Origin of the sequence: Streptomyces spiralis (assembly GCF_014654675.1) — a bacterium.
GTDB lineage: Bacteria > Actinomycetota > Actinomycetes > Streptomycetales > Streptomycetaceae > Streptomyces > Streptomyces spiralis.
Window position 1 is genome coordinate 302,421 of sequence record NZ_BNBC01000003.1, and the last position, 20,397, is coordinate 322,817.

19 protein-coding genes are annotated in these 20,397 nt (G+C 72.5%); 8 read left to right on the forward strand and 11 right to left on the reverse strand.

What is annotated here, in order from left to right:
- Window positions 1–7 precede the first annotated feature (7 nt).
- The 4 genes from IE318_RS05670 (at window position 8) to IE318_RS05685 (ending at window position 4,920) form a co-directional block, all read left to right on the forward strand.
- On the forward strand, window positions 8–889 hold the full coding sequence (locus tag IE318_RS05670) for a DUF427 domain-containing protein (protein WP_189897042.1): 882 nt from the start codon (window positions 8–10) through the stop codon (window positions 887–889).
- Window positions 890–982: 93 nt separating this feature from the next.
- Complete coding sequence (locus tag IE318_RS05675) at window positions 983–1,618, forward strand: response regulator (RefSeq protein WP_189897045.1); 636 nt, start codon at window positions 983–985, stop codon at window positions 1,616–1,618.
- Window positions 1,596–2,792 carry a sensor histidine kinase gene (locus IE318_RS05680; RefSeq protein ID WP_189897048.1) on the forward strand — a complete coding sequence of 399 codons (1,197 nt, stop codon included), beginning with the start codon at window positions 1,596–1,598 and terminating at the stop codon, window positions 2,790–2,792. Before IE318_RS05675 ends, IE318_RS05680 begins: the two co-directional genes overlap by 23 nt.
- A 163-nt stretch (window positions 2,793–2,955) precedes the next feature.
- Entirely contained in the window at window positions 2,956–4,920 is a 1,965-nt protein-coding gene (locus IE318_RS05685) for a serine/threonine-protein kinase (protein WP_229903357.1), read from the forward strand.
- Between the two features lie 25 nt (window positions 4,921–4,945).
- Here IE318_RS05685 and IE318_RS05690 read toward each other — a convergent pair whose 3' ends face one another.
- Window positions 4,946–5,824 carry an alpha/beta fold hydrolase gene (locus IE318_RS05690; RefSeq protein ID WP_189897051.1) on the reverse strand — a complete coding sequence of 293 codons (879 nt, stop codon included), beginning with the start codon at window positions 5,822–5,824 and terminating at the stop codon, window positions 4,946–4,948.
- Between the two features lie 146 nt (window positions 5,825–5,970).
- Between IE318_RS05690 and IE318_RS05695 the strand changes: the two genes are divergently transcribed.
- Window positions 5,971–7,917 carry an AfsR/SARP family transcriptional regulator gene (locus tag IE318_RS05695; protein ID WP_189897054.1) on the forward strand — a complete coding sequence of 649 codons (1,947 nt, stop codon included), beginning with the start codon at window positions 5,971–5,973 and terminating at the stop codon, window positions 7,915–7,917.
- Window positions 7,918–7,947: 30 nt separating this feature from the next.
- On the opposite strand, the gene IE318_RS05700 is transcribed toward IE318_RS05695, so the two are convergent.
- The 4 genes from IE318_RS05700 to IE318_RS05715 form a co-directional block, all read right to left on the reverse strand.
- Window positions 7,948–8,727: a D-Ala-D-Ala carboxypeptidase family metallohydrolase gene (locus tag IE318_RS05700; protein ID WP_189897056.1), complete on the reverse strand. Its 780-nt coding sequence runs from the start codon at window positions 8,725–8,727 to the stop codon at window positions 7,948–7,950.
- Window positions 8,728–8,890: 163 nt separating this feature from the next.
- A complete protein-coding gene (locus IE318_RS05705; protein WP_229903358.1) occupies window positions 8,891–9,115 on the reverse strand; it encodes a DUF5133 domain-containing protein in 225 nt (74 codons plus the stop codon).
- A 386-nt stretch (window positions 9,116–9,501) separates the two neighbouring features.
- Complete coding sequence (locus IE318_RS05710) at window positions 9,502–9,765, reverse strand: hypothetical protein (RefSeq protein WP_189897059.1); 264 nt, start codon at window positions 9,763–9,765, stop codon at window positions 9,502–9,504.
- A 320-nt stretch (window positions 9,766–10,085) separates the two neighbouring features.
- Window positions 10,086–10,730 carry a TetR family transcriptional regulator gene (locus IE318_RS05715; RefSeq protein WP_189897062.1) on the reverse strand — a complete coding sequence of 215 codons (645 nt, stop codon included), beginning with the start codon at window positions 10,728–10,730 and terminating at the stop codon, window positions 10,086–10,088.
- A gap of 84 nt (window positions 10,731–10,814) precedes the next feature.
- Between IE318_RS05715 and IE318_RS05720 the strand changes: the two genes are divergently transcribed.
- Window positions 10,815–11,750 (forward strand): oxidoreductase, encoded by a 936-nt coding sequence (locus tag IE318_RS05720; RefSeq protein WP_189897166.1) that lies wholly within the window; start codon window positions 10,815–10,817, stop codon window positions 11,748–11,750.
- A 75-nt stretch (window positions 11,751–11,825) separates the two neighbouring features.
- Here IE318_RS05720 and gap read toward each other — a convergent pair whose 3' ends face one another.
- From gap to IE318_RS05740, 4 genes are all read right to left on the reverse strand, one after another.
- A complete protein-coding gene (gene gap / locus IE318_RS05725; protein WP_189897065.1) occupies window positions 11,826–12,824 on the reverse strand; it encodes a type I glyceraldehyde-3-phosphate dehydrogenase in 999 nt (332 codons plus the stop codon).
- Between the two features lie 127 nt (window positions 12,825–12,951).
- Window positions 12,952–13,908 carry a GlxA family transcriptional regulator gene (locus IE318_RS05730; RefSeq protein WP_030171723.1) on the reverse strand — a complete coding sequence of 319 codons (957 nt, stop codon included), beginning with the start codon at window positions 13,906–13,908 and terminating at the stop codon, window positions 12,952–12,954.
- A 50-nt stretch (window positions 13,909–13,958) separates the two neighbouring features.
- A complete protein-coding gene (locus IE318_RS05735) occupies window positions 13,959–14,615 on the reverse strand; it encodes an ATP-dependent endonuclease (protein ID WP_189897068.1) in 657 nt (218 codons plus the stop codon).
- Window positions 14,616–14,701: 86 nt separating this feature from the next.
- Window positions 14,702–15,613: an aldo/keto reductase gene (locus IE318_RS05740; protein ID WP_189897071.1), complete on the reverse strand. Its 912-nt coding sequence runs from the start codon at window positions 15,611–15,613 to the stop codon at window positions 14,702–14,704.
- Between the two features lie 289 nt (window positions 15,614–15,902).
- Between IE318_RS05740 and IE318_RS05745 the strand changes: the two genes are divergently transcribed.
- On the forward strand, window positions 15,903–16,646 hold the full coding sequence (locus IE318_RS05745) for a class I SAM-dependent DNA methyltransferase (RefSeq protein WP_189897073.1): 744 nt from the start codon (window positions 15,903–15,905) through the stop codon (window positions 16,644–16,646).
- A 37-nt stretch (window positions 16,647–16,683) separates the two neighbouring features.
- Here the strand turns inward: IE318_RS05745 and IE318_RS05750 are convergent, their stop codons facing one another.
- A complete protein-coding gene (locus tag IE318_RS05750; RefSeq protein WP_189897075.1) occupies window positions 16,684–18,666 on the reverse strand; it encodes a heavy metal translocating P-type ATPase in 1,983 nt (660 codons plus the stop codon).
- Window positions 18,667–18,801: 135 nt separating this feature from the next.
- On the opposite strand from IE318_RS05750, the gene IE318_RS05755 reads away from it, so the two are divergent.
- Window positions 18,802–19,191 (forward strand): ArsR/SmtB family transcription factor, encoded by a 390-nt coding sequence (locus tag IE318_RS05755; protein WP_030171738.1) that lies wholly within the window; start codon window positions 18,802–18,804, stop codon window positions 19,189–19,191.
- A gap of 3 nt (window positions 19,192–19,194) precedes the next feature.
- On the opposite strand, the gene IE318_RS05760 is transcribed toward IE318_RS05755, so the two are convergent.
- A complete protein-coding gene (locus IE318_RS05760; protein WP_189897077.1) occupies window positions 19,195–20,361 on the reverse strand; it encodes a permease in 1,167 nt (388 codons plus the stop codon).
- Window positions 20,362–20,397 lie beyond the last annotated feature (36 nt).

Genomic DNA, 20,397 nt, shown 5'->3' on the forward strand with positions numbered 1-20,397 from the left:
AACCGTCATGGGACTGTCCTGGCAGCAAGGCCCCCTGTCCGCAGGCGCCGTCGGACACTTCCTCACCCCCCAACCCCTGCCCGAGCGGCTCCTGTTCGCCGAGCGCCTGCGCCGCCGAATGCGCGTGAGGTTCAACGACGCCTGGATCGCCGACAGCGAGGACGTGATCCTGCTCCACGAACCGGGCCGCTACCCCGTCGCCTACTTCCCCCGCCAGGACATCGACGAGCACGCCCTGGTCCCGAGCGGCAAGGTCACCCACCACAAGGACCTCGGCGACACCACCTGGTACACCGTGCACACTGCAGAGCGCACCACCGAACGCGCCGCCTGGCAGTTCACCGCACTGCCCGCCCACGCCGCCGCCCTCCAGGGGCGCATCGCCTTCGCCTGGCGGGCGATGGACGCCTTCTACGAGGAGGACGAACGCATCCTGGGACACGCCGCCGACCCCTACCACCGCATCGACATCCGCTCCACCTCCCGCACCCTGGATGTCCGCCACGGCGACACCGTGATCGCCCGCTCCGAGCACCCCGTCGTGCTGTACGAGTCGGGCTTCGCCCCACGCTGGTACGTCCCCCGCGCCGACATCGACGAGACCCGGCTGCGCCCGGTCCAGGGCCGGACCTTCTGCCCCTACAAGGGCCTGTGCGACTACTACGACATCGGCGACGCGCAGCGCGCCGCCTGGTCCTACCGCGACGCCTACCGGCAGGTCGACCGGATCAGCAACCTCGTGTCCTTCGAACCGGACAAGGTCGAGGTCTACCTCGACGGCACACGCCTGCACCTCGAACCCGGACAGAACGTCGTGCCCCACGGTGTCGACCGCGGCCTGGAGGTCGACGAGGTCAACGCCGGCGCAGCGGCTCCACCCTCGTCGTAGTCCCGTCGACACGGGACGGGCTACCGACCACCCCGCGCGGCCCTTACGATCGGGGACGGCGGGGCACAGGGCGAGGACGCGGACGGGGGCGGCATGCTGCGCGTGGGGATCGTCGACGACCATCCCGTGGCCCGCCGGGGCATGGCCGCCGTCCTGGGCGACGATCCGGACTTCGAGGTGGTGGCCTCCGTGGCCCGCACCGCCGACCTGCCCGATCCGGCCTCCCTCGATGTGGTGCTGTGCGACCTCTACCTGGGCGAGGGCCGTCCCTCCGTGCCGGAGGTGCGGGACCTGGCGGCACGCACCCATGTACTGGTGGTCTCGGCGGCGAGTCAGCCCGCGGACGTGCTCGCCTGCGTCGCGGCGGGGGCGGCGGGCTATCTCACCAAGGACAGCGAGGACGAGCTGTTCGGGGAGGCGGTCCGCACCGTCGCCGCGGGCGGCTTCTACGTCTCCCCGCACCTGGCCGACGTCGTGCGCTCGGCGGCGCACAGCGCGGAGAGCCGCGACGGACTGTTGCTGACGGTGCGGGAGGAGGAGGCCCTGGGCTGGATCGCCAAGGGCCTGACGCATGCTCAGGCGGCCCGCCGGATGGGCGTGGCGACGTCCACCGTGGACACGTACATCAAGCGCATCCGGGCACGGCTGAGCCTGGGCAACAAGGCGGAGCTGGTCTGGTTCGCCCGCAATCTCGCCGAGGGAGGCCGTGCTGACCCGCCCGCCCGCTGACCAGCCCCTCGCGGGCGCCGCGGCGCGGGTGCACCGGATGGAGGTCGTGGCGCTGGCGGCGAGCCGCTGCGCCGCCCTGCTCAACGTGGTGGTGGCCCTGACCACCGGGGCCGGGCGCGGCGAGGCCTTCGGCCCGGTGGTGGTGCTGGCGGCGGTTCTGCTCGCCGAGTCGACGGCGCTGGTGTGGCTGTCGTGGCGTAGGGGCGGCCTGTCGCCCGCCGCCGGTGTCGCCGACCTGCTGGTGGGCTGCGCGGCACTGGCGGTCAACGGTCTGCTGGTCTCCGGCGTGGACGTGCACACCTGGGGCTTCTTCGCCTACCCCTACACGCTGGTGGCCTCCTGCGCGACGGGCCTGGCCTTCCCACGGCCGGCGCAGGTGGTGGCCGGTTCGCTCGCCTGCGCCGTCGTGTACGCGGTCTCCGATCACGCCGCCAGCGGCCAGCCGCTGTGGAACGCGGTGCCCAACGCGGGCAGCTATCTGGGCATCGCGCCGGTCGTGTGGGCCGTCGCCCGGCAACTGCGGCGTCTGGCCGCCGAACTGGACGAGGAGAAGGCCCGCAGCCTGGCGACGGCCCGCCGTGAGGCGGTGCTGAAGGAGCGCGCACAGCACGCCCGGCTGCTGCACGACCGGGTGCTGCAGACCATGGAGACCTTGTCACGGGGTGCCTGGATCCAGGACCCCTGGATGCGCGACCAGGTCCGGGCGGAGGCCGGGTGGGTGCGCTGGCTGGTCGAGAACGGCCCCGAGGCGGAGGAGGTGCACGACCTGGGCGGGGCGCTGCGGGCCCTGGCCCAGGAGCGCACCCGGCGGGGGCTCCGGGTGACGGTGCGCTTTCCGCCCCCGCCGGCGGGCGACTTCGGTGCGGTGCCCGGTGCGGTGGCGGACGCGCTGCTGGCCGCCACCCACGAGGCGCTCACCAACGTCTCCAAGCACGCCGGAGTCGACCGGGCCTCGGTGCGCGCCGCGGTGGAGGACGGGGTCGTGGTGGTGACCGTCGTGGACCGGGGCCGTGGCTTCGACGTGTCGGCGACCCCCGCCGGGATCGGCCTCACCCAGTCGATCAGGGCCCGGCTGACCGAGATGGGTGGCGAGGCGCTGGTGGAGTCCGAGCCCGGCGGCGGGACCTGTGTGGAACTGCGCGCGCCCCTGACGGACACCGGGCTCGTCCCCTGAGTTCGTCCCCTGAACTGGGGACGGCGCGCGCGTTGAGCGGCGCGGAGCGCCGCCGGTACAACGGTGCTGCCGCTTTCGCCCGTCCCGTCCGTGGAGGTGCCCGGTGTCCGGTGCAGCGCTCGCCCAGGCAGTCCTGGATTTCCTGACGCTAGGTCAAACAGCCTTGGAATTACCGGATTTCGCCACCGAGCGGCACCGTCCGCTGGCGGATGCCTGGCTGTCGTGGCAGGAGCTGCCGCACCGGCCCGAGCGGATCTCCGCGCTGCGCACCGCCCTGGACGAGGCGCTCTCCCGTGACGGTGAGCTGCGCTCCTGGGCCCGCGTTGCCACGGGGCAGGCCGACGGCGTACCCGGGCCGCCCAAGGCCCCGCCCGCACCCGCACCCGCACCCGCTGCCACACCCATGCCCATACCAACGCCCACCGTCGCCGACCAGGGCCCGGACCGGACGGCCGTGTTCGAGCCGCTGCGGCCGGACGACCCGCGCGAGGTCGGCGGATACCCGCTGCGGGCCCGCATCGGGCAGGGTGGCATGGGCGCGGTCTACCTCAGCCGTACCCCCGGCGGCCGGCCGGTGGCGCTGAAGGTGGCGCAGCCGGAGTTCGCCGCGGACCCGGACTTCCGCCGCCGCTTCCGCAAGGAGGTCGCCTTCGCGCAGCGCGTCCAGGGTCCGTACACCGTGCCGGTCATCGACTGCGACCCGGAGGCGCCGCTGCCCTGGCTGGCGACCTCGTACATCGCCGCGCCCTCACTGGCCGTGGCGGTGGGCCGGCGGGGACCGCTGCCCGCGGCCAGCGTCCTGGTGCTGCTGGCCGGCATCGCCGAAGCCCTGCACTCCATCCACCGGGCGGGAGTGCTGCACCGCGATCTCAAGCCGGCCAACGTGCTGCTGGCCCACGACGGCCCACGCGTGATCGACTTCGGGATCTCGCGCGCCGTCGAATCGTCCTCCGGGGCGCTCACCCGCACCGGCGTCCAGGTCGGCACCCCCGCCTTCATGGCACCGGAACAGGTCAGAGGCGAGCAACTGACCCCCGCCGCCGATGTGTTCTCGCTCGGCTCGCTGGGCTTCTACGCCGCCACCGGCGAACTGCCCTTCGGCGGGGACGCCGCCGTCTTCCACCGCATCTGCCACGAGCGGCCCGTCTGGGAGCTGTGCCCGGCCCCCGTGCGGGCCGTGCTGGAGAGGTGCCTGACCCGCGACCCAGGGGAGCGGCCGACACCCGCCCAGGTCATCACGGCCTGCGCCGAGGCGGCGGGCGAACGCCTCGCCATGGGAGAGGGCTGGCTGCCGCCGACGGTCTCCGCCGTGATCACCCGCTACGGCAACGCCGAGGCCCCGCCCACCCAGCCCGCCGCGCCCGCCGCGCCGAACACCGTTGCGAACGCCACTCCTTCTGCCGCTTTGCACGCCACTCCCCCTGCCGCCCCGCCTGCCGCCGGGCCTCGACGCCGCCGCACGGCGGTGCTGGTGGCCGCCGCCGTGGTGCTGGCCGTCGCGGCCGGCACCACCGGCGCCGTACTGGCCTCCGGCGGCGGTGGCGACCATGGCGCCGGCGCGCCGGGCACGTCAGCGAGCGCCACGGTGACGGGCTCCGGCGCGGCCGAACCGTCCGAGCCCGGCACCTCCCCCTCCTCGGGCCTCCCTGCCTCGGACCTCCCGTCGGCCGCTCCGTCCGCCGGCCGGTACCTGACCCGCTTCACGGACGTCCCCTTCAACCTGATCGGTGCGAACACCTCCGGCTGCATGAAGGACGTCACGGTCTCCTTCGACGGTGAAGGACCGTCCGTCGACTCCGACGTCTCGATCGACGAGGGCAACTACACCTCAGGCGACCTGTTCTACGGGTGCGACTCCTCGTCCGGCGACTTCTGGGTGCTGGTCCCGGACGAGGACCGGTTCGCCCAGGTCACCGGTCGCCCCGAACCGGACAGGTGTGCGGCCCTGGCCCGGCAACAGGCCACGGCCAAGCGGGTGATGCTGCCCCAGGTCGAGCCGGGGGCCATGTACTGCCTGGTCACCGCAGTCAGCTCGCGGATCGTCTTCCTGCAGGTCGTCAGCGTCTCACGGAGCAGTCACGACATCCGCTGGAAGGCCACGGCCTGGGAGGACACCCACGCCGGCTGAGACCGGGCGCGCCCGTCCGTGACGATCACCGTTTCACCAGGTCGAGGATCAGCGTGGCGATGTCCTCCGGAGCCTCCTCGGCCATGAAGTGACCCGCCTGGGTGGTGAAGTGCTGAAGGTCGCCGGCCCACGGCCGCCAGATCGCGGCGGCGTCGAACCCCAGCTGCCGGCCCCAGTCCTGCTGGACGACCGTCACCGGCATGGTGAGGCGGTTGCCGGCGTCGAGGTCGGCCTGGTCGTGCTCGATGTCGACGGTCGCGGTGGCGCGGTAGTCGGCGACGATCGACGCGACGGCGCCCCGGCAGGCGCGAAGGTACTCGGCACGTACGTCCGCGGGGATCGCCTCGGGGTTCGCGGACCAGATGTCGAGGAAGTGACCGAAGAACGCGTCGGCGCTGCCGGCGATCATCCGCTCGGGCAGTCCGGGCGGCTGGGCCATCAGATACAGGTGGAAGGCCACCGCCGCGCCGGCCCCGTGCAGGACCTTCCAGGTGTCCAGGGTGGGAACGATGTCGAGGATTCCCAGGTGACTGATCCGGTGCGGGTGATCCAGACCGGCCCGGAAGGCGACGTGCGCGCCGCGGTCGTGCCCGACCAGCGCGAACCGGTCGAACCCGAGTGCGTCGGCCAGGCCCACGACGTCCGCGGCCATCGTCCGCTTCGAGTAGGTGTCCTCGGTGACCGCTTCGGGTTTGCCGCTGGCGCCGTAGCCGCGGAGGTCGGGGCAGACCACGGTGTGGTGCCCGGCCAGGACGGGAGCGACGTGCCGCCACATCAGGTGTGTCTGGGGAAAGCCGTGGAGCAGTACGAGTGCCGGTCCTTCGCCGCCGACCGCCGCGTTCAGCTCCACGCCGTCGGCCACCTGGATCGGCCGTGTCTCGAAGCCCGGAATGGTGATGCTCATCGTTGTCGTCTCCTTCTTCCGATCTCCCGCACTCGTGAGCCACTGCCGGTCACGGTGGATGTGCGGACGACAGAAGGATCGGAGAGCCGGGTCAGCAGCGGATCAGCGGCGGCCGGCGCCGGCGACGTGCGGACGACAATGAGGGCATGGAGATCTTCGTCGAGGTGCTCGGGCCGATCGAGGTCACCGACAGCGAGGGCCGCCCCGTGGCGGTGGGCAGCCGGCGCCGCCGCGAGCTTCTGGGGCGGCTGGTCGCGGCCGGTGGCCGGGTGGTCCCGCTGCCGGTGCTGGTCGATGATCTCTGGGAGGAGCCGCCGCCCACAGCGGCCGGGACGATCCGCACCTTCGTCGCCGAGCTGCGCCGCGCCCTCGAGCCGGACCGGCGCCCGCGCACCCGGTCGCGGGTCATCGAGACCGTCGGTACCGGATACGCCCTGCGGATCCCACGGTCGCACGTGGACGCCCACCGGTTCGAGGACACCCTTCTTGCGGTACGCGAAGGATCCGGCGGCCAGGCGGCCGGTGCGCTCAGCGAAGCGCTCTCGTGGTGGCGGGGCGAGCCGTACGCGGACCTCGACGTCTCGCCCTGGCTTACACCCGAACGCGCCCGCCTGACGGAACTGCACCGTCAGGCCGTCGAGCTGCGTGCCCTGGCGGTACTCGACCTCGGGCGGGGCGCGACCCTCGTCCCGGAGCTGGAGGCGTTCGCCACCGCACACCCGTGGCGGGAGCATGCCTGGGCCCTGCTGGCCCGTGCCCTCTACCAAGCCGGCCGGCAGGTCGACGCGCTGGCCTCGCTGCGTGACGCGCGCGCCGGGCTGCTGGACCGGTTCGGACTGGAGTCGGTGGACAGTCTGGACCATCTGGAACGTGACATCCTCCGGCACGCTCCGCATCTCATGCCCGCGCCCCGGGACGGGGACCGGGTCCACCTGCTCTCGCGCACCGAGGCGACGGGGGTCTACACCCGGCTGCGCTCGATGAGCACGGTGGCCGGAGCCGCGGCGATCACCGGTGGCAGCAACCTGGTGTTGGCCCAGGAGCAGCGCGCCAGGGCGGTGGCGGAGGCGGAACGGACGGGAGACCCGGGCCTGACCGCCCGTGTGATCGCGGCCTACGACGTCCCGACCATCTGGACCCGTGCCGACGATCCCGCACGCTCCGAGGCCCTGGTCGCGACCGTCCGACGGACCCTGCACCGGTTGGGAGCGGGGGCTCCACCCCCGCTTCGGGCACGTCTCCTCGCGACCGTGGCGCTGGAGCATCGCGGCACCCGGGACCGCTGGGCCGCCGAGGCGGCGACCGAGGCCGAACGCCTCGCCCGGGACCTGCACGACCCCGGTGTGCTGGTGCTCGCGCTCAACGCCCGGTTCGTGCAGTCCTTCCAACGCCCGGGGGGCACCGGCGAACGCGATGTGATCGCCGGCGAGCTCATCGAGCTCGCCGCGCGACATGAGCTGCCGATGTTCGAGATCCTCGGCCACCTGATCAGGATCCAGGTCTGCGCGGCCCGCGGCGAGGGCGAGGCCGCGCAACCTCACGTCGTTGCGGCCGAGCGGCTTGCCACCATCCATGAGACCCCGCTCGTTCACGTCCTCACCGCCGCCTACCGGGCCATGCGGCTGGCAGAACGGTCGAGCGACCCCGCCGAGGCCGCCCACGCCTATCGCGCCGTGGCCGCGGACCTCGCCGGTGCCGGCATGCCCGGGATGGAAGCCGGCATCTTCCCGCTCGCGCTGCTCTCCCTCCGCCTGCGCCACCGACGGCCCGCGCCGACGGACCCCGGCCTCGACTGGGGCCCCTACCGTCCCTGGGCGCGGCCCCTCCTGGACCTCGCCCGCGGCAACCCCGCGGCGGCCCGGTACGCGGCCGCCGGCCTGCCCACGCCCCCTGCCGACCACCTGTACGACGCGCTGTGGGCCGTCAACGCGCACACGGCGATCCTGCTCCAGGACGCATCACTGGCCGCACAGGCGCACGAGGCCCTCTCCCCCCTGCGCGGCGAGATCGCGGGCGGAACGACCGCCGTGATCACCTTCGGCCCGGTCGACGACATCCTGGCCGCCCTGGACCGCCACTTCGACCGGGGGTGACCACGGGGCGTCCACCATGGCTGGTCACGGTCACACCACGCCGCTCTCCCACCACCAGGAGCCGGAGCCGTACGACGGGTACTGGACGCGGCTGTCCACGTGCTGCCAGGAGTGCGTGTACGCCTCCAGTCCGGAGAACCCGCAGGTCTCGGCGATCTTGTACACCTGGAGGGTGGTGTGCCCGGAGACCACGACGTCGGCTGCGACGCCGTACACGTGCATGCTGTTGGACGCGCCGCCCACGGAGGCGTTGTGGGCGACGCTGCGGAAACCGGAGTTGATGGTGACCGCGGCGTCGCCGGCCTTCTTGCGCAGCGCCTCCAGCTTGTACATCAGCCGCCGGATGTTCTCCTTGACCTGAGTGGCGCTCACCTTGCCGCCGCTGAACCCCGAGCCGTCCTTGGACTGGAACTCGCTCCAGTCGAAGTGCGCGGTCGAACCGTCGCCGCTCTCCAGGCCGTTGAGCACGCTCTGCGTCTGCGGTCCGACGACGCCGTCCGCGGTCAGTCCGTAGGCGGACTGGAAGCGTCTGACCGCACCGTCGGTGCCCGGGCCGAAGGCGCCGTCCCAGGCGATGTACGTCTTCTGGGCACTCGACGCGGCCCAGCCCCCGACGCGGATCTGCAGCTCGACCACGTCCGAGCCGGAGGCGCCCTGCTGCAGTGTGCGGGTCCAGCCGTAGGCCGAGGCCCGGCCCGCCGAGCCGAGGTCGACGAACGCCGCCGCGCCCAGCGCGGCCGTCACGCCCGCCGCACCCCGCAGCAGCGCGCGGCGACCCACGCTTCCCCCCTGGACCTGTGACTCGTTCATGATCGCGTCCCCTCGACCGGGCGGTGGTTGACGCGCGTCACCGTAAGCGCTGTCTTGTCATGAACACAACGGGTCGATGCGGCGGATCCTGCCACTCGGGTCCGGCCGCGCCGCACGCCCGCACAGGTCCGGGCGGCGACATCGAGCACGCTGAAACGGCTGCTCAGCGCCGAGGTTGCTGTCGCGCCATCGCGTCGGCCAACTGCCGACGGGCCACGAACAAGGCCGCGTCCAGCCGGCGGGTGCCGGTGACCACACACAGCGTGTACGCGGCGTCCTCGAGCTGGCGCGCGGTGTCCGAACCACCCCCGGACGCCACCCGCCGGCTGAGCCTCTCACACCGTTCGATCAGCTCCCGCAGGAGCGAAGGATGCGCCACCAGCACCACGGCCGCCTCCGTTCTCACCCACCTGGACCATCCCCCATCCCTCAAACGGTCCCAGCCACCGGCCTCCGCCGCACCTCGAGCGGGATCGCGGGCCATGCTGGTGGCAACCCGGCGTCAGGAGCAGCCATGAACAACGATCGGCGCAAGGAAGCGTATCTGCAGCAGAACGGCCGCACGGACGTCACGCCGCGACAGCGACGACGCCTGAAGAAGAAGGGCGCCCAGGGCAAGCAGTAGCAGCCCCGCGGCTGTCGGCACACCGCTCCGTCCGGGAGCGGTGGCGACACGACGGACCGGCCGCCTGCGCGCCCTGGAGCGGACGCGCCGACGGCCGGTCGGGTCGCCGTCACCGCCGGCTGGAGGCGGTGACGGCGGCGGTTGCGGGATCAGCGGTGGCAGTTGCGGTGGTGGGTGGGCTGCCAGACGCGGGTCCAGTAGGCGGCGTGCCAGCGGTGGTGCCGGTCCCGGAATCCGGAGTGCCGCACCCACGTCCAGTGGCCCGCCGACTCCACGCAGTGGCGCGACGGCCTGGGCGGCTGGTGGTGCTGCGGTGCGGCCGAGGCGGTGCCGACCGTACCGACGACCGCGCCCGCGGCCAGGGCCACCGTCGCCGCCCCCAGGGCCACCGCCCTCTTCAACCCGTTGATCATGTTCAGACCTTTCCGTGCGAGCCGGGGCCGAGGCCCCGCCACTCCCCCGACCGGTTCGGCCGGGGACGCAGCGATCCTCGCCCTCCGGCACCGGCAAAGACCTGAAGAACACCGCTTGTTACGAAACACCAATCAATTTCTCATTCGCCTCAAATAGTCATATATATGCATCAATACCAACAGTCGGGGCTCAGTGGGCGTTCGCGCTGGTCAGCGGCTTGATGGCACGCGCGATCGCGGCGTGCATACCGTCGGCGACCCCGTGGGCCGTGTGCGCCTTAGGACACCGGCGGGGTGCGGCCTGTGCGGTCTTGCGAGTGTCAGGAACGTGACGGACCCGGGCCGGGTGTCCCGGGCCGTGCGACGGCGTCCAGGGCGGGGCCGATGACGGTGAAGGACTGTTCGGTCAGGGCGGCGGGGTCCTCGGTGCCGTCGCTGTCGCTCCACCGCTGCAGCACCGTGTGAAAGGCGGTCAGCGCCATCCCGGCGGCCAGGCGCGGGTACAGCTCCGTGGCGAGGTCGAGACCGAGTCGCTCGGCCATCTCCGCCGCCAGTTCCTCGCGCCACTGGGCCTGGCGCTCCAGGAAGCGGGCGAGCAGGGCGGGTGTCCCCAGGATCAACTGCACGACGCGCAGGGCCCGGTCGGCGTGGCCCGCGCAGGCGTCGACAGAGCGCCACACCGTGTGCCGCAGGGCGGCCGACGGCGGTTCCGTCGCCGGGCGGCTCGCCAGTTCGTCGCACATGGCGGCGCCCATGTCGGCCAGGAACTGGACGACCACGTCCTCCTTCGAGGCGAAGTAGCGGAAGAACGTCCGCTTCGACACACCCGCGGCGGCGGCGATCTCGTCCACCGTGACCGCGTCGAAGCCTTCGCGTGCCAGCAGGGTCAGCGCCGCCTGCGTCAACTCGTCGGCGACGAGCTGACGTTTGCGCTGGGCCAGTGTTCCTGTGGGACGGGAGGTCATCTCCTCATCGTATCCGCCGTGCCACCCCTGCCCCCGAATGTCATGCTTGACACTTGGTGTCATGCAAGGCACCGTAAGTCCATGATGATGCGTCAGGAGCGCTGGACCGCTGATCGGATCCCGCACCAGAACGGCCGGGTCTTCGTCGTCACCGGAGCCAACAGCGGCCTCGGGCTGGCGACCACGCGGGCACTCGCCCGCAAGGGTGCCCACGTGATCCTCGCCGTACGCGACGAGGCCAAGGGTCAACGGGCGGTCGCGGAGGTGACGGCCGAGAGCTCGGGTGCCCGGCTGCAGGTGCGCCGGCTGGACCTGTCCGACCCGGACTCGGTCCGGGCGTTCGCCGACCGGCTGCGCTCCGACGGTGTGCGGCCCGACGTGCTGGTCAACAACGCGGGCGTGATGGCACCGCCCCGCACGCTCACCGCACAGGGCCATGAGCTGCAGTTCGCCGCCAACCACCTCGGCCACTTCGCCCTCACCGGTCTGCTGCTGGACCTGATGACGGACGGCGACGACCCCCGCGTGGTCACGGTGACGTCGGCCAACCACCGCCTGGGGCGGATCTTCTTCGACGACCTGACCGGCGAGCGGGCGTACTCGCCGATGGGCCGTTACAACCAGTCCAAGCTCGCCAACGCCGTGTTCGGAGGGGAGCTGCACCGACGGCTGAGCGCTGCCGGCAGCCCGGTGCGCAGCGTACTGGCCCACCCCGGCTACGCCGCCACCCGGCTGCAGACCAGCGCCCCCGTCGGCATGGTGAAGCTCCTCTTCGGCCGACTGCTGCTGCCCCTCGCCCAGTCCCCGGACCAGGGTGCGCTGCCCCAGCTGTACGCGGCCACCGCGCCGGACGTACGGGGCGGCGAGCTGTTCGGGCCGGACGGCATGGGCGAGCTGCGGGGTGCGCCCCGGCGTGTGAAGCCGGCCCAGCGGGCCGCCGACCCGGAGACCGGCCGCCGGCTGTGGCAGCTCTCGGAGTCGCTGACGGGCGTGAGCTTCGGGCTCCCGGCCCCGGCGTGAGCCGTCAGCCGGGCCCCCGGGCCTCGGCCCCGGGGCGCCGCGGGAGCCCGGTCAGCGAGTGCCGTGGACGCCCGGTCAGCGGCCGGCGAGGAGTTCGAGCGTGTCGATCACGCGGTTCGAGAAGCCCCACTCGTTGTCGTACCAGGCGACCACCTTGACATGGCGGCCGTCGACGCGGGTGAGGGCCGAGTCGAAGATCGACGAGGCCGGGTTGCCCGTGATGTCGGAGGACACGAGCGGGTCGTCCGAGTACTCGAGGATGCCGGCGAGCGGCCCCTGTGCCGCGGTGCGGTACGCCGCCAGCACGTTGTCGCGCGTCACGTCACGGGCGACGGTGGTGTTCAGTTCGACGATCGAGCCCACCGGAACCGGCACACGGATCGAGTCGCCCGACAGCTTGCCGTCGAGGTTCGGCAGCACGAGGCCGATCGCCTTGGCGGCGCCCGTCGTGGTCGGCACGATGTTGACGGCGGCGGCGCGGGCGCGGCGGGCGTCGCGGTGCGGACCGTCCTGCAGGTTCTGCTCCTGTGTGTAGGCGTGCACCGTCGTCATGAAGCCGTGCTCGATGCCGGCGAGTTCGTCGAGCACCGCGGCCAGCGGCGCGAGCGCGTTGGTCGTGCACGAGGCGTTCGAGACGATCGTGTGCACGTCCGGGTCGTACGCGTCGGTGTTGACCCCGAACGCGAGCGTGACGTCGGCGCCGTCCGAGGGCGCGCTGACGAGCACCTTCCTCGCGCCCGCGTCGAGGTGGGCGCGGGCGGCCTTCGCCGACGTGAACCGGCCGGTCGCCTCCAGCACGATGTCCACGCCGAGTGCGGCCCACGGCAGCTGCGCCGGTTCGCGCTCGGCGAGCACCTTGATGCGTCGGCCGTCGACGACCAGAGTGTCCCCGTCGACGGTCACCGGGCGGCCGAGGCGGCCGGCCGTCGTGTCGTAGGCGAGCAGCCGCGCGAGGGTGGCGGGCTCGGTCAGGTCGTTGACGGCGACGACCTCGAGGTCGCCGCCGCGTTCGAGCAGTGCGCGCAGCACGTTGCGTCCGATGCGGCCGAATCCGTTGATCGCGATGCGAGTCATGAATGGTGTCCCTTCGGTTCGCGACCAGCGTCGCGCGCGGCGCCCGCACGGAACAGCGGCGTGATCGCCACGGTTCACAAGGATCGCGCCACAGTGGGTGGCGGGCGGCTCACCCCGAGCGGGTGGGCTACTCGCCCCGAGCGAAGGTGCGCCGGTACTCGCTCGGTGTGGTGCCGAGGATGCGCTGGAAGTGCAGCCGCAGATTCGCGCCGGTGCCCAGGCCCACGTCGGCGGCGATCTGCTCGACGCTGAGCTGGGAACGCTCGAGCAGCTCCCGGGCCATGTCGATACGGGCTCGCATCACCCACTGCATCGGCGTGTACCCCGTGTCCTCGACGAAGCGCCGCGAGAACGTACGCGGCGAGACCGCCGCATGCCGGGCGAGCGCCTCGAGGGTGAGGGACTCGCCCAGCCGGTGCAGCGCCCACTCACGGGTCGCGGCGAACCGCTCGCCGAGCGGCTCGGGCACGCTGCGCGGCACGTACTGCGCCTGACCGCCGCTGCGGTAGGGCGCCGCGACCAGGCGCCGGGCCGCGTGGTTGGACGCGGCCACCCCGAGGTCGCCACGCAGAATGTGCAGGCACAGGTCGATGCCCGAGGCCGCGCCGGCCGATGTCAGCACACTGCCCTCGTCGACGAACAGCACGTTCTCGTCGACCTGGACGAGCGGATGCTTCTCCGCGAGCGCCCGCGAGTAGTGCCAGTGCGTCGTGGCACGCCTGCCGTCGAGCAGGCCCGTCGCCGCGAGCGCGAAGGCGCCCGTCGAGATGGCCGCGAGCCGCGTGCCCCGGGCGTGCGCGGCGATCAGCGCGTCGACGACCGCCTGTGGCGGGTCGTCCCGGTCCGGAAAACGGTAGCCGGGGATGAAGACGATGTCCGCCCACGCGAGTGCGTCGAGGCCGTGGGTGACGTGGTACGCCAGGCCGTCGCCGCCGGTCACGAGACCGGGCGCGGCCCCGCACACCCGTACCTCGTACGGCATGCTCGCGCGGGTCGTGAACACCTGCGCGGGAATGCCCACATCCAGCGGCTTGGCACCCTCGAGCACGAGCACGGCGACACGATGCAGACGGGAGGACGGCACGAGGGCCAGGATACGAGGGGTGCAAGGCCGGCCGGCCCCGCCGCCGATCGTCAAGAGACGTATGTGAGGAGGCGCTCCAGCGGCCGGGGAACATGGTCGAGGTCCAGGCGCGCGACCAGCGCCCGCGCGTAGAGCGCCTTCCGGCCGCTGTGCGTGCCCATGAAGCGACGCAGCTGGTGCTCCACGGGCCGTTCCCGCTGCGCCGGCTGGCCCTGGAAGGTGAGGAAGGGGCGCGTCTCGCCCTGGGTGTCGATCACCTGCCGCACGCGCTCCGCGCCGAGAGCGCGGATCAGCTCGTCCTCCAGGTCGGCGACGCACACCTGGAACCCGAGCGTCTCCGGTCCGGTGTGCGTGAGACCGGACCCGAGCCCGACCCGCTGCAGATGACGCCGGAAATGCCGCTCCTCCCCGATGTCGCAGAGACCGGCCAGCGGGAGGCCGAGGCCCGGAGGACCGCACACGTCCAGGAAGCGCCCGATGTTCATGGCCCCGCCGAGCGGTACGACAGCGACGCCCTCCGCACCGAGGTCGCGGCCGCGGCGCGTGGCCAGCGTCTCGAGCGCGACCTGATCACTGCTCCCCTCGACGAGCACGACCGTCCGCACACCGCCGGCCAGCTCCCGAGCCGCCGCGGCGGCCGCACCCGCCCCCGCCCCGCCGGCCGCCCATGCGACCAGTGCCTGGCGGAATCGCCTCAACTCGTCCACGAGACCTCGCTTCCCCCACGCCATCCTGGCAGGCCTGGATCTCGTACGCACGCGCGTTTTCCGGGGTGGCGACTCGGGCGAACGGCCTACCGCGCCCCGGCCGGCAGCGCTGCGGTGAGGCGTGTCATCTCCTCCTCCGTGAGCCGTATCGAGCCGGCCGCCATGTTCTGCGCGAGGTGGTCCGGGTCCCCGGTCCCGGGGATCGCCAGCACATGCGGACCCTGGTGCAGGGTCCAGGCCAGGCGGACCTGCGCGGTCGACACACCGTGCGCGCGCGCCACGGCCTGCACCGCCTCGGTGTCACGGGCCGCCGGGCCCGCCTCGCGCCCGGAACCGGCGATGGCGAAGAACGGGACGAAGGCGAGGCCGAGTTCACCGCAGAGCCGGAGGAGAGCCCGGTCCTCGTCGGACGCGCCGACCCCGTAGGGGTTCTGCACGCACACCACCGGCGCGATGGCGCGGGCCTCGGCCAGTTGCTCGGAGGTGACGTTGGAGACTCCGAGGTGCCGGATCAGCCCGGCGTCGCGCAGTTCGGACAGCGCGCCGAAGTGCTCGCCGATCGAGCCGGTCCGGCGGCTCGGCGGCACACGCAGGTTCACCACGTCCAGGTGGTCGCGGCCGAGTTGGCGCAGGTTCTCCTCCACCTGTCCGCGCAGCTGCCCGGGTGTGGCCCACCACCAGGCGCCCGAGGGGTCGCGGCCGGGCCAGACCTTGGTCGTGATGACCAGGTCCTCCGGGTACGGCGCCAGCGCCCGGTTGATCAGCTCGTTGGCGGAACGCGTCGCCGAGAAGTAGTACGCGGCGGTGTCGATGTGATCGACGCCGGACTCGACCGCCCGCCGGAGCACGCCGATCGACGTCTCGCGGTCACGCGGCACACCGTGGTCGAAGGGAGCGGTGCCGGTCAGTCGCATCGCGCCGAAGCCGATGCGGTTGACGGTCAGGTCACCCAGCTGCCACGTGCCGGCGGCTGCCGTGATGTTCGTGCGTGGATGCATGCGAGGTCTCCTCTTGCGGGCGCGGGGCGGGAAGGGGAAAGCGGGTTCACCGAATGGAGGCGGGTTCACCGACTGCCGGAGGCAGCCAGGCCCCGGGCATGAAAAAAGCCTCCCCGGCGGATCGGAATCCGCGCCGAGAAGGCTCGCGTACGACGTAAACCTAGCAGGCCGGCGGAGGCGTCCGCCAGCTGGTCTTCGGATCCGGGGCTGCGCCGGCCGGCGTCCCGGCAGCGGCGGCACGCGGGAAATCCGCTGGACATCACACGGGCCGGCGGCCAGCGTTGAGGGAATGCAGCAGGAGAAGATCTGGGACGCCGATGCCGCCCAGCGCTATGACACGCCCGGCTCCGGCATGTTCGCGCCCGAGGTCCTGGGGCCGGCCGTGGAGCGGCTCGCCGAGCTCGCGGAGGACGGTGCGGCGCTCGAGTTCGCCATCGGGACCGGCAGGGTGGCCGTGCCGCTCGCCGAGCGAGGAGTCCCGGTCACCGGCATCGAGCTGTCGCTGCCGATGGTGGAGCAACTGCGCACCAAGGCGGACGAGTCGACGATCCCAGTGGTCATCGGTGACATGGCGACCACCGCCGCCCCCGGGAAGTACACCCTGGTCTATCTCGTCTACAACACGATCTCCAACCTGCTCACCCAGGACGAGCAGGTCCAGTGCTTCCGCAACGCCGCCCGCCACCTCACACCCGGCGGCCGGTTCGTGATCGAGCTCTGGGTGCCGGAATTGCGCAGGCTCCCACCGGGCCGGACGGCCACCGTCTGGCAGTCCGAACCCGGCTACATCGGTCTGGACACCTACGACGTCCTGCACCAGCACGTGGTGTCGCACCACTTCCACTTCGACGACACCCAGCAGGCGCGGTTGTTCCGCAGCCCGCATCGCTACATCTGGCCCGCCGAACTGGACCTCATGGCCCGACTGGCCGGGTTCGAACTGGAGGCGAGACACGCGGACTGGGCGGGCGCCGAGTTCACCGCCGAGTCACGTTCTCACGTCTCCGTCTACCGCATCCCGCCCATCCGGTAGCGGCGGTGCCGGCACACGGTGACCGTCCCGCGGCGGCTCACTCGGCGGCCCGCTTCCAGGCCGCCTCGCGCAGCAGCCGCAGCCCGTTGAGGCCGACGATGACGGTGGAGCCCTCGTGTCCCGCGACGCCGAGGGGCAGCGGCAGGTGTCCGGCCAGGTCCCAGGCGACCAGGCCGGCGATGAAGACAGCGGCGATGACGAGGTTCTGCACGACCAGCCCGCGGGCCCGGCGGGACAGGGAGATCACGGCGGGTACGGTGGCGAGTTCGTCGCGGACGACGACGGTGTCGGCGGTCTCCAGCGCCAGGTCGGAGCCCGCCCGGCCCATGGCGACGCCGGTGTGTGCGGCGGCCAGGGCCGGGGCGTCGTTGACACCGTCGCCGACCACCATCACCTTGCGACCGGACCGTTCGAGCTCCCTGACGGCGCTCACCTTGTGGTGGGGCAGCAGTCCGGCCCGCACGTCCTCGATGCCGACCTCGGCGGCGAGGCGGGCGGCCGCCCGCGGGTTGTCGCCGGTCAGCAGCAAGGGCGCGGTCCCGGTCAGGGACGTCAGGGAGGCGACGGTGGCGGTGGCGTCGGGACGCAGTCGGTCGGCGATGCCGAGCACGCCGACGGGTGTGCCGTCCACTGCGACCAGCACGGCCGTGCGGCCGCCGTCCTCGAGTTCGGCGGCCTGGTCCGCCGCGCCCGCGGAACCGGCGTCGCCCGAACCGGTGAGCAGCCGGGCGGGAGCGCCGACCGCGACCGCGTGTCCCCCGACGGTGGCCGTCACGCCGACACCGGGCGTGGAGTCGAAGTCCTCCGCCACCGGAAGGGCGAGTCCCTGCTCACGGGCCGCCTCCACCACGGCGCGGGCCAGCGGATGCTCGCTGGGGTGCTCGGCCGCCGCGGCGATCGTCAGCAGGCCGGCCTCGTCGAGGCCGGACCCGGGCAGCGGCCGTACGTCGGTCACCCGCGGCGTGCCCTCGGTCAGCGTGCCGGTCTTGTCCAGCGCGACCGCGTCGACCTCGCCGAGCCGCTCCATGACCACCGCGGACTTGACCAGCGCACCGTGCCGTCCGGCGTTGGCGATGGCCGACAGCAGCGGCGGCATGGTCGCCAGGACCACCGCGCAGGGCGAGGCCACGATCATGAACGTCATCGCCCGCAGCAGCGAGCCCGTGAGAGCGGCGCCGAAGGCCAGGGGGACGAGGAAGACGGCGAGGGTCGCGGCCACCATGCCCAGCGAGTAGCGCTGTTCGACCTTCTCGATGAACAACTGGGTCGGCGCCTTGGTCCCGGACGCCTCCTCCACCATGCGCACGATCCGTGCGATCACCGTCTCGGAGGCGTCGCGTTCGACGTGGACGCGCAGCGCGCCCGTGCCGTTGAGGGTGCCGGCGAAGACCTCGTCGCCGCGCTCCTTGGCCACGGGCAGGGGCTCCCCCGTGATGGTCGCCTGGTCGACGTCGCTCGCCCCGTCCAGGACACGTCCGTCCGCGCCGACGCGCTCGCCGGGCCGTACCAGGATCGTGTCGCCGACGGTCAGTTCCTCGACGGCGACGGTGACCTCGCTGCCGTCGGCCTCGACGCGGGTGGCGGTGGCCGGGGCCAGGTCGAGCAGACCGCGCACGGAGTCCGCGGTGCGGGCGGTGGCGAGTGCTTCCAGGGCGCCCGAGGTGGCGAAGATGACGATCAGCAGCGCACCGTCCATCACCTGCCCGATCGCCGCCGCCCCGAGCGCGGCGACCACCATGAGCAGGTCGACATCGAGCGTCTTGTCCTTCAGCGCCCGCAGTCCCGCCCAGCCCGGCTCCCAGCCGCCCGCCGCGTAGGTCAGCGCGTACGCAGGGCCCCATGTCCAGGCGGGAGCGCCGGTCAGCTGCAAGGGCAGCGCGATCAGGAAGAGGACCAGGGCGGCTGCCGCCCAGCGTGCCTCGGGCAGCGCGAGGACTCGGGTGCGGCGCCGGGGTGCGCCCGCGGTCCCGGCCGGCGGCGCTGCGCGGTCGATCGGGGCCGGGGCGAGGGTGGAGGTCATCGGGGCGGGAGTCCTTCACGACGGCATGGCGAGGGCACGGGCAGCCGGGGACCCGGCGCGCCGCTCCCTCCACCGTACAGGAGTAGATGAAGAATCATTCATGCGTTCATGTGTTCTTCTCCGTAGGATGTACGCATGGGCCACGGAGCTGACGCCAAGACCACCGCCACCGCGCGCCAGCGCCTCGAAGCCGTCGGCGCCGCCGACGTGGCCGTGACCCTCCAGGCCCTCGCCACGCCCTCCCGGCTGCGCATCCTGGCCCGCCTCCAGGAGGGCCCGTGCGCGGCGACCGAACTCGCCGATGCCGTGGGCATGGAGCAGTCCGCCTGTTCCCACCAGTTGCGTCTGCTGCGCAATCTCGGCCTGGTCACCGGCGAGCGCCGGGGCCGCTCGGTCATCTACGCCCTCTACGACAACCACGTCGCCGAACTGCTCGAGCAGGCCCTCTACCACGTGGAGCATCTGCGCCTGGGCCTGCGCGACACCCCGGCACAGGCGTCTGCCACGGCGGCCGGAGCGCGCTGATCCTCACGCCCGCATGGGGCCGGCGTGATCGTGGCCGGTGTCCGGGGAGCCGCCCATCCCGCGCAGCATGGACAGGCCGCCGGTCCGCAGGAACCGCACCAGGAGCACGGCGGCGAGGATCAGGAAGGCGATGTCGAGCCAGGTGGTGTAGTTCCAGCTGACGCCTTCCGTGGGGACCTTCGCCTCGGCCTGGTCGGGGATCAGTCCGAGCCCGCCGAAGGCGAACTCCACGACGTATCCGGCGACGACGGCCGCCAGGAAGAGGGTGCCCAGGAGGAAGGCGGCCATCCTCGGGCCGTAGTACTTCCGGTAGATGTTGAGGATCGGCAGGATCAGCAGATCGGCGAAGATGAACGCCACCACACCCCCGAAGCTGATGCCGCCCTTCCACAGCACCACCGCCAGCGGCACGTTGCCGATGGAGCACACGAACGAGGCGATCGCCACCAGCGGCCCGACGACGGGTCCCCACAGCTTGGCGGCGAGCGGGTGGCCCTCGAAGAAGAACGCGCGCCAGAACGAGTCCGGGACCCAGGCGGCGATGGCGCCGGCGATGAACAGGCCGACGACCAGGTCGCGCAGGATCGCGGCCCACTCCATGACGAACACGTGGCTGACGGCGGTGAAGCCCTCCCGGGAGAGCAGCCGCCGGATGAAGGAGCCTGCGCCGCGGACGGACATGTCCATCGCGGCATGACCCTCCATCGATCCGGCCAGCCCGCGTTCTGCCTGCGCCCTGGCCCGGCGCAGGGGCCCCGCGCGCAGGAACAGCCGGAACAGGACCGCCAGCACGGCGATCATGACGGGGCCGCCGACGAACTCCGCCGCGGTGAACTGCCAGCCCATCAGCAGCGCGAGGATGACACCGAGTTCGACGACGAGGTTGGTGGAGGCGATCTCGAAGGCCATCGCGGCGGTGAAGTCGGCGCCCTTGCGGAACAGCGAACGGGCCAGCGCCACCGCGGCGTAGGAGCACGACGAGGACGCGACGCCGAGGCCCGCGGCGACGGCGAGAGTGCGGGGCCGGTCGTCGCCGAGCAGGGAGACGACCGTGGACTTGCGGACCACGGCCTGGACGACCGCGGACAGGGCGAAGCCCAGGATGAGGGCCCAGGTGATCTCCCACGTCATGGACCCGGTGATCGACAGTGCGTGCAGTACGGCGTGCATCTGCGAAACCTTCTCTCCGCGGGACGGCGTACGGCC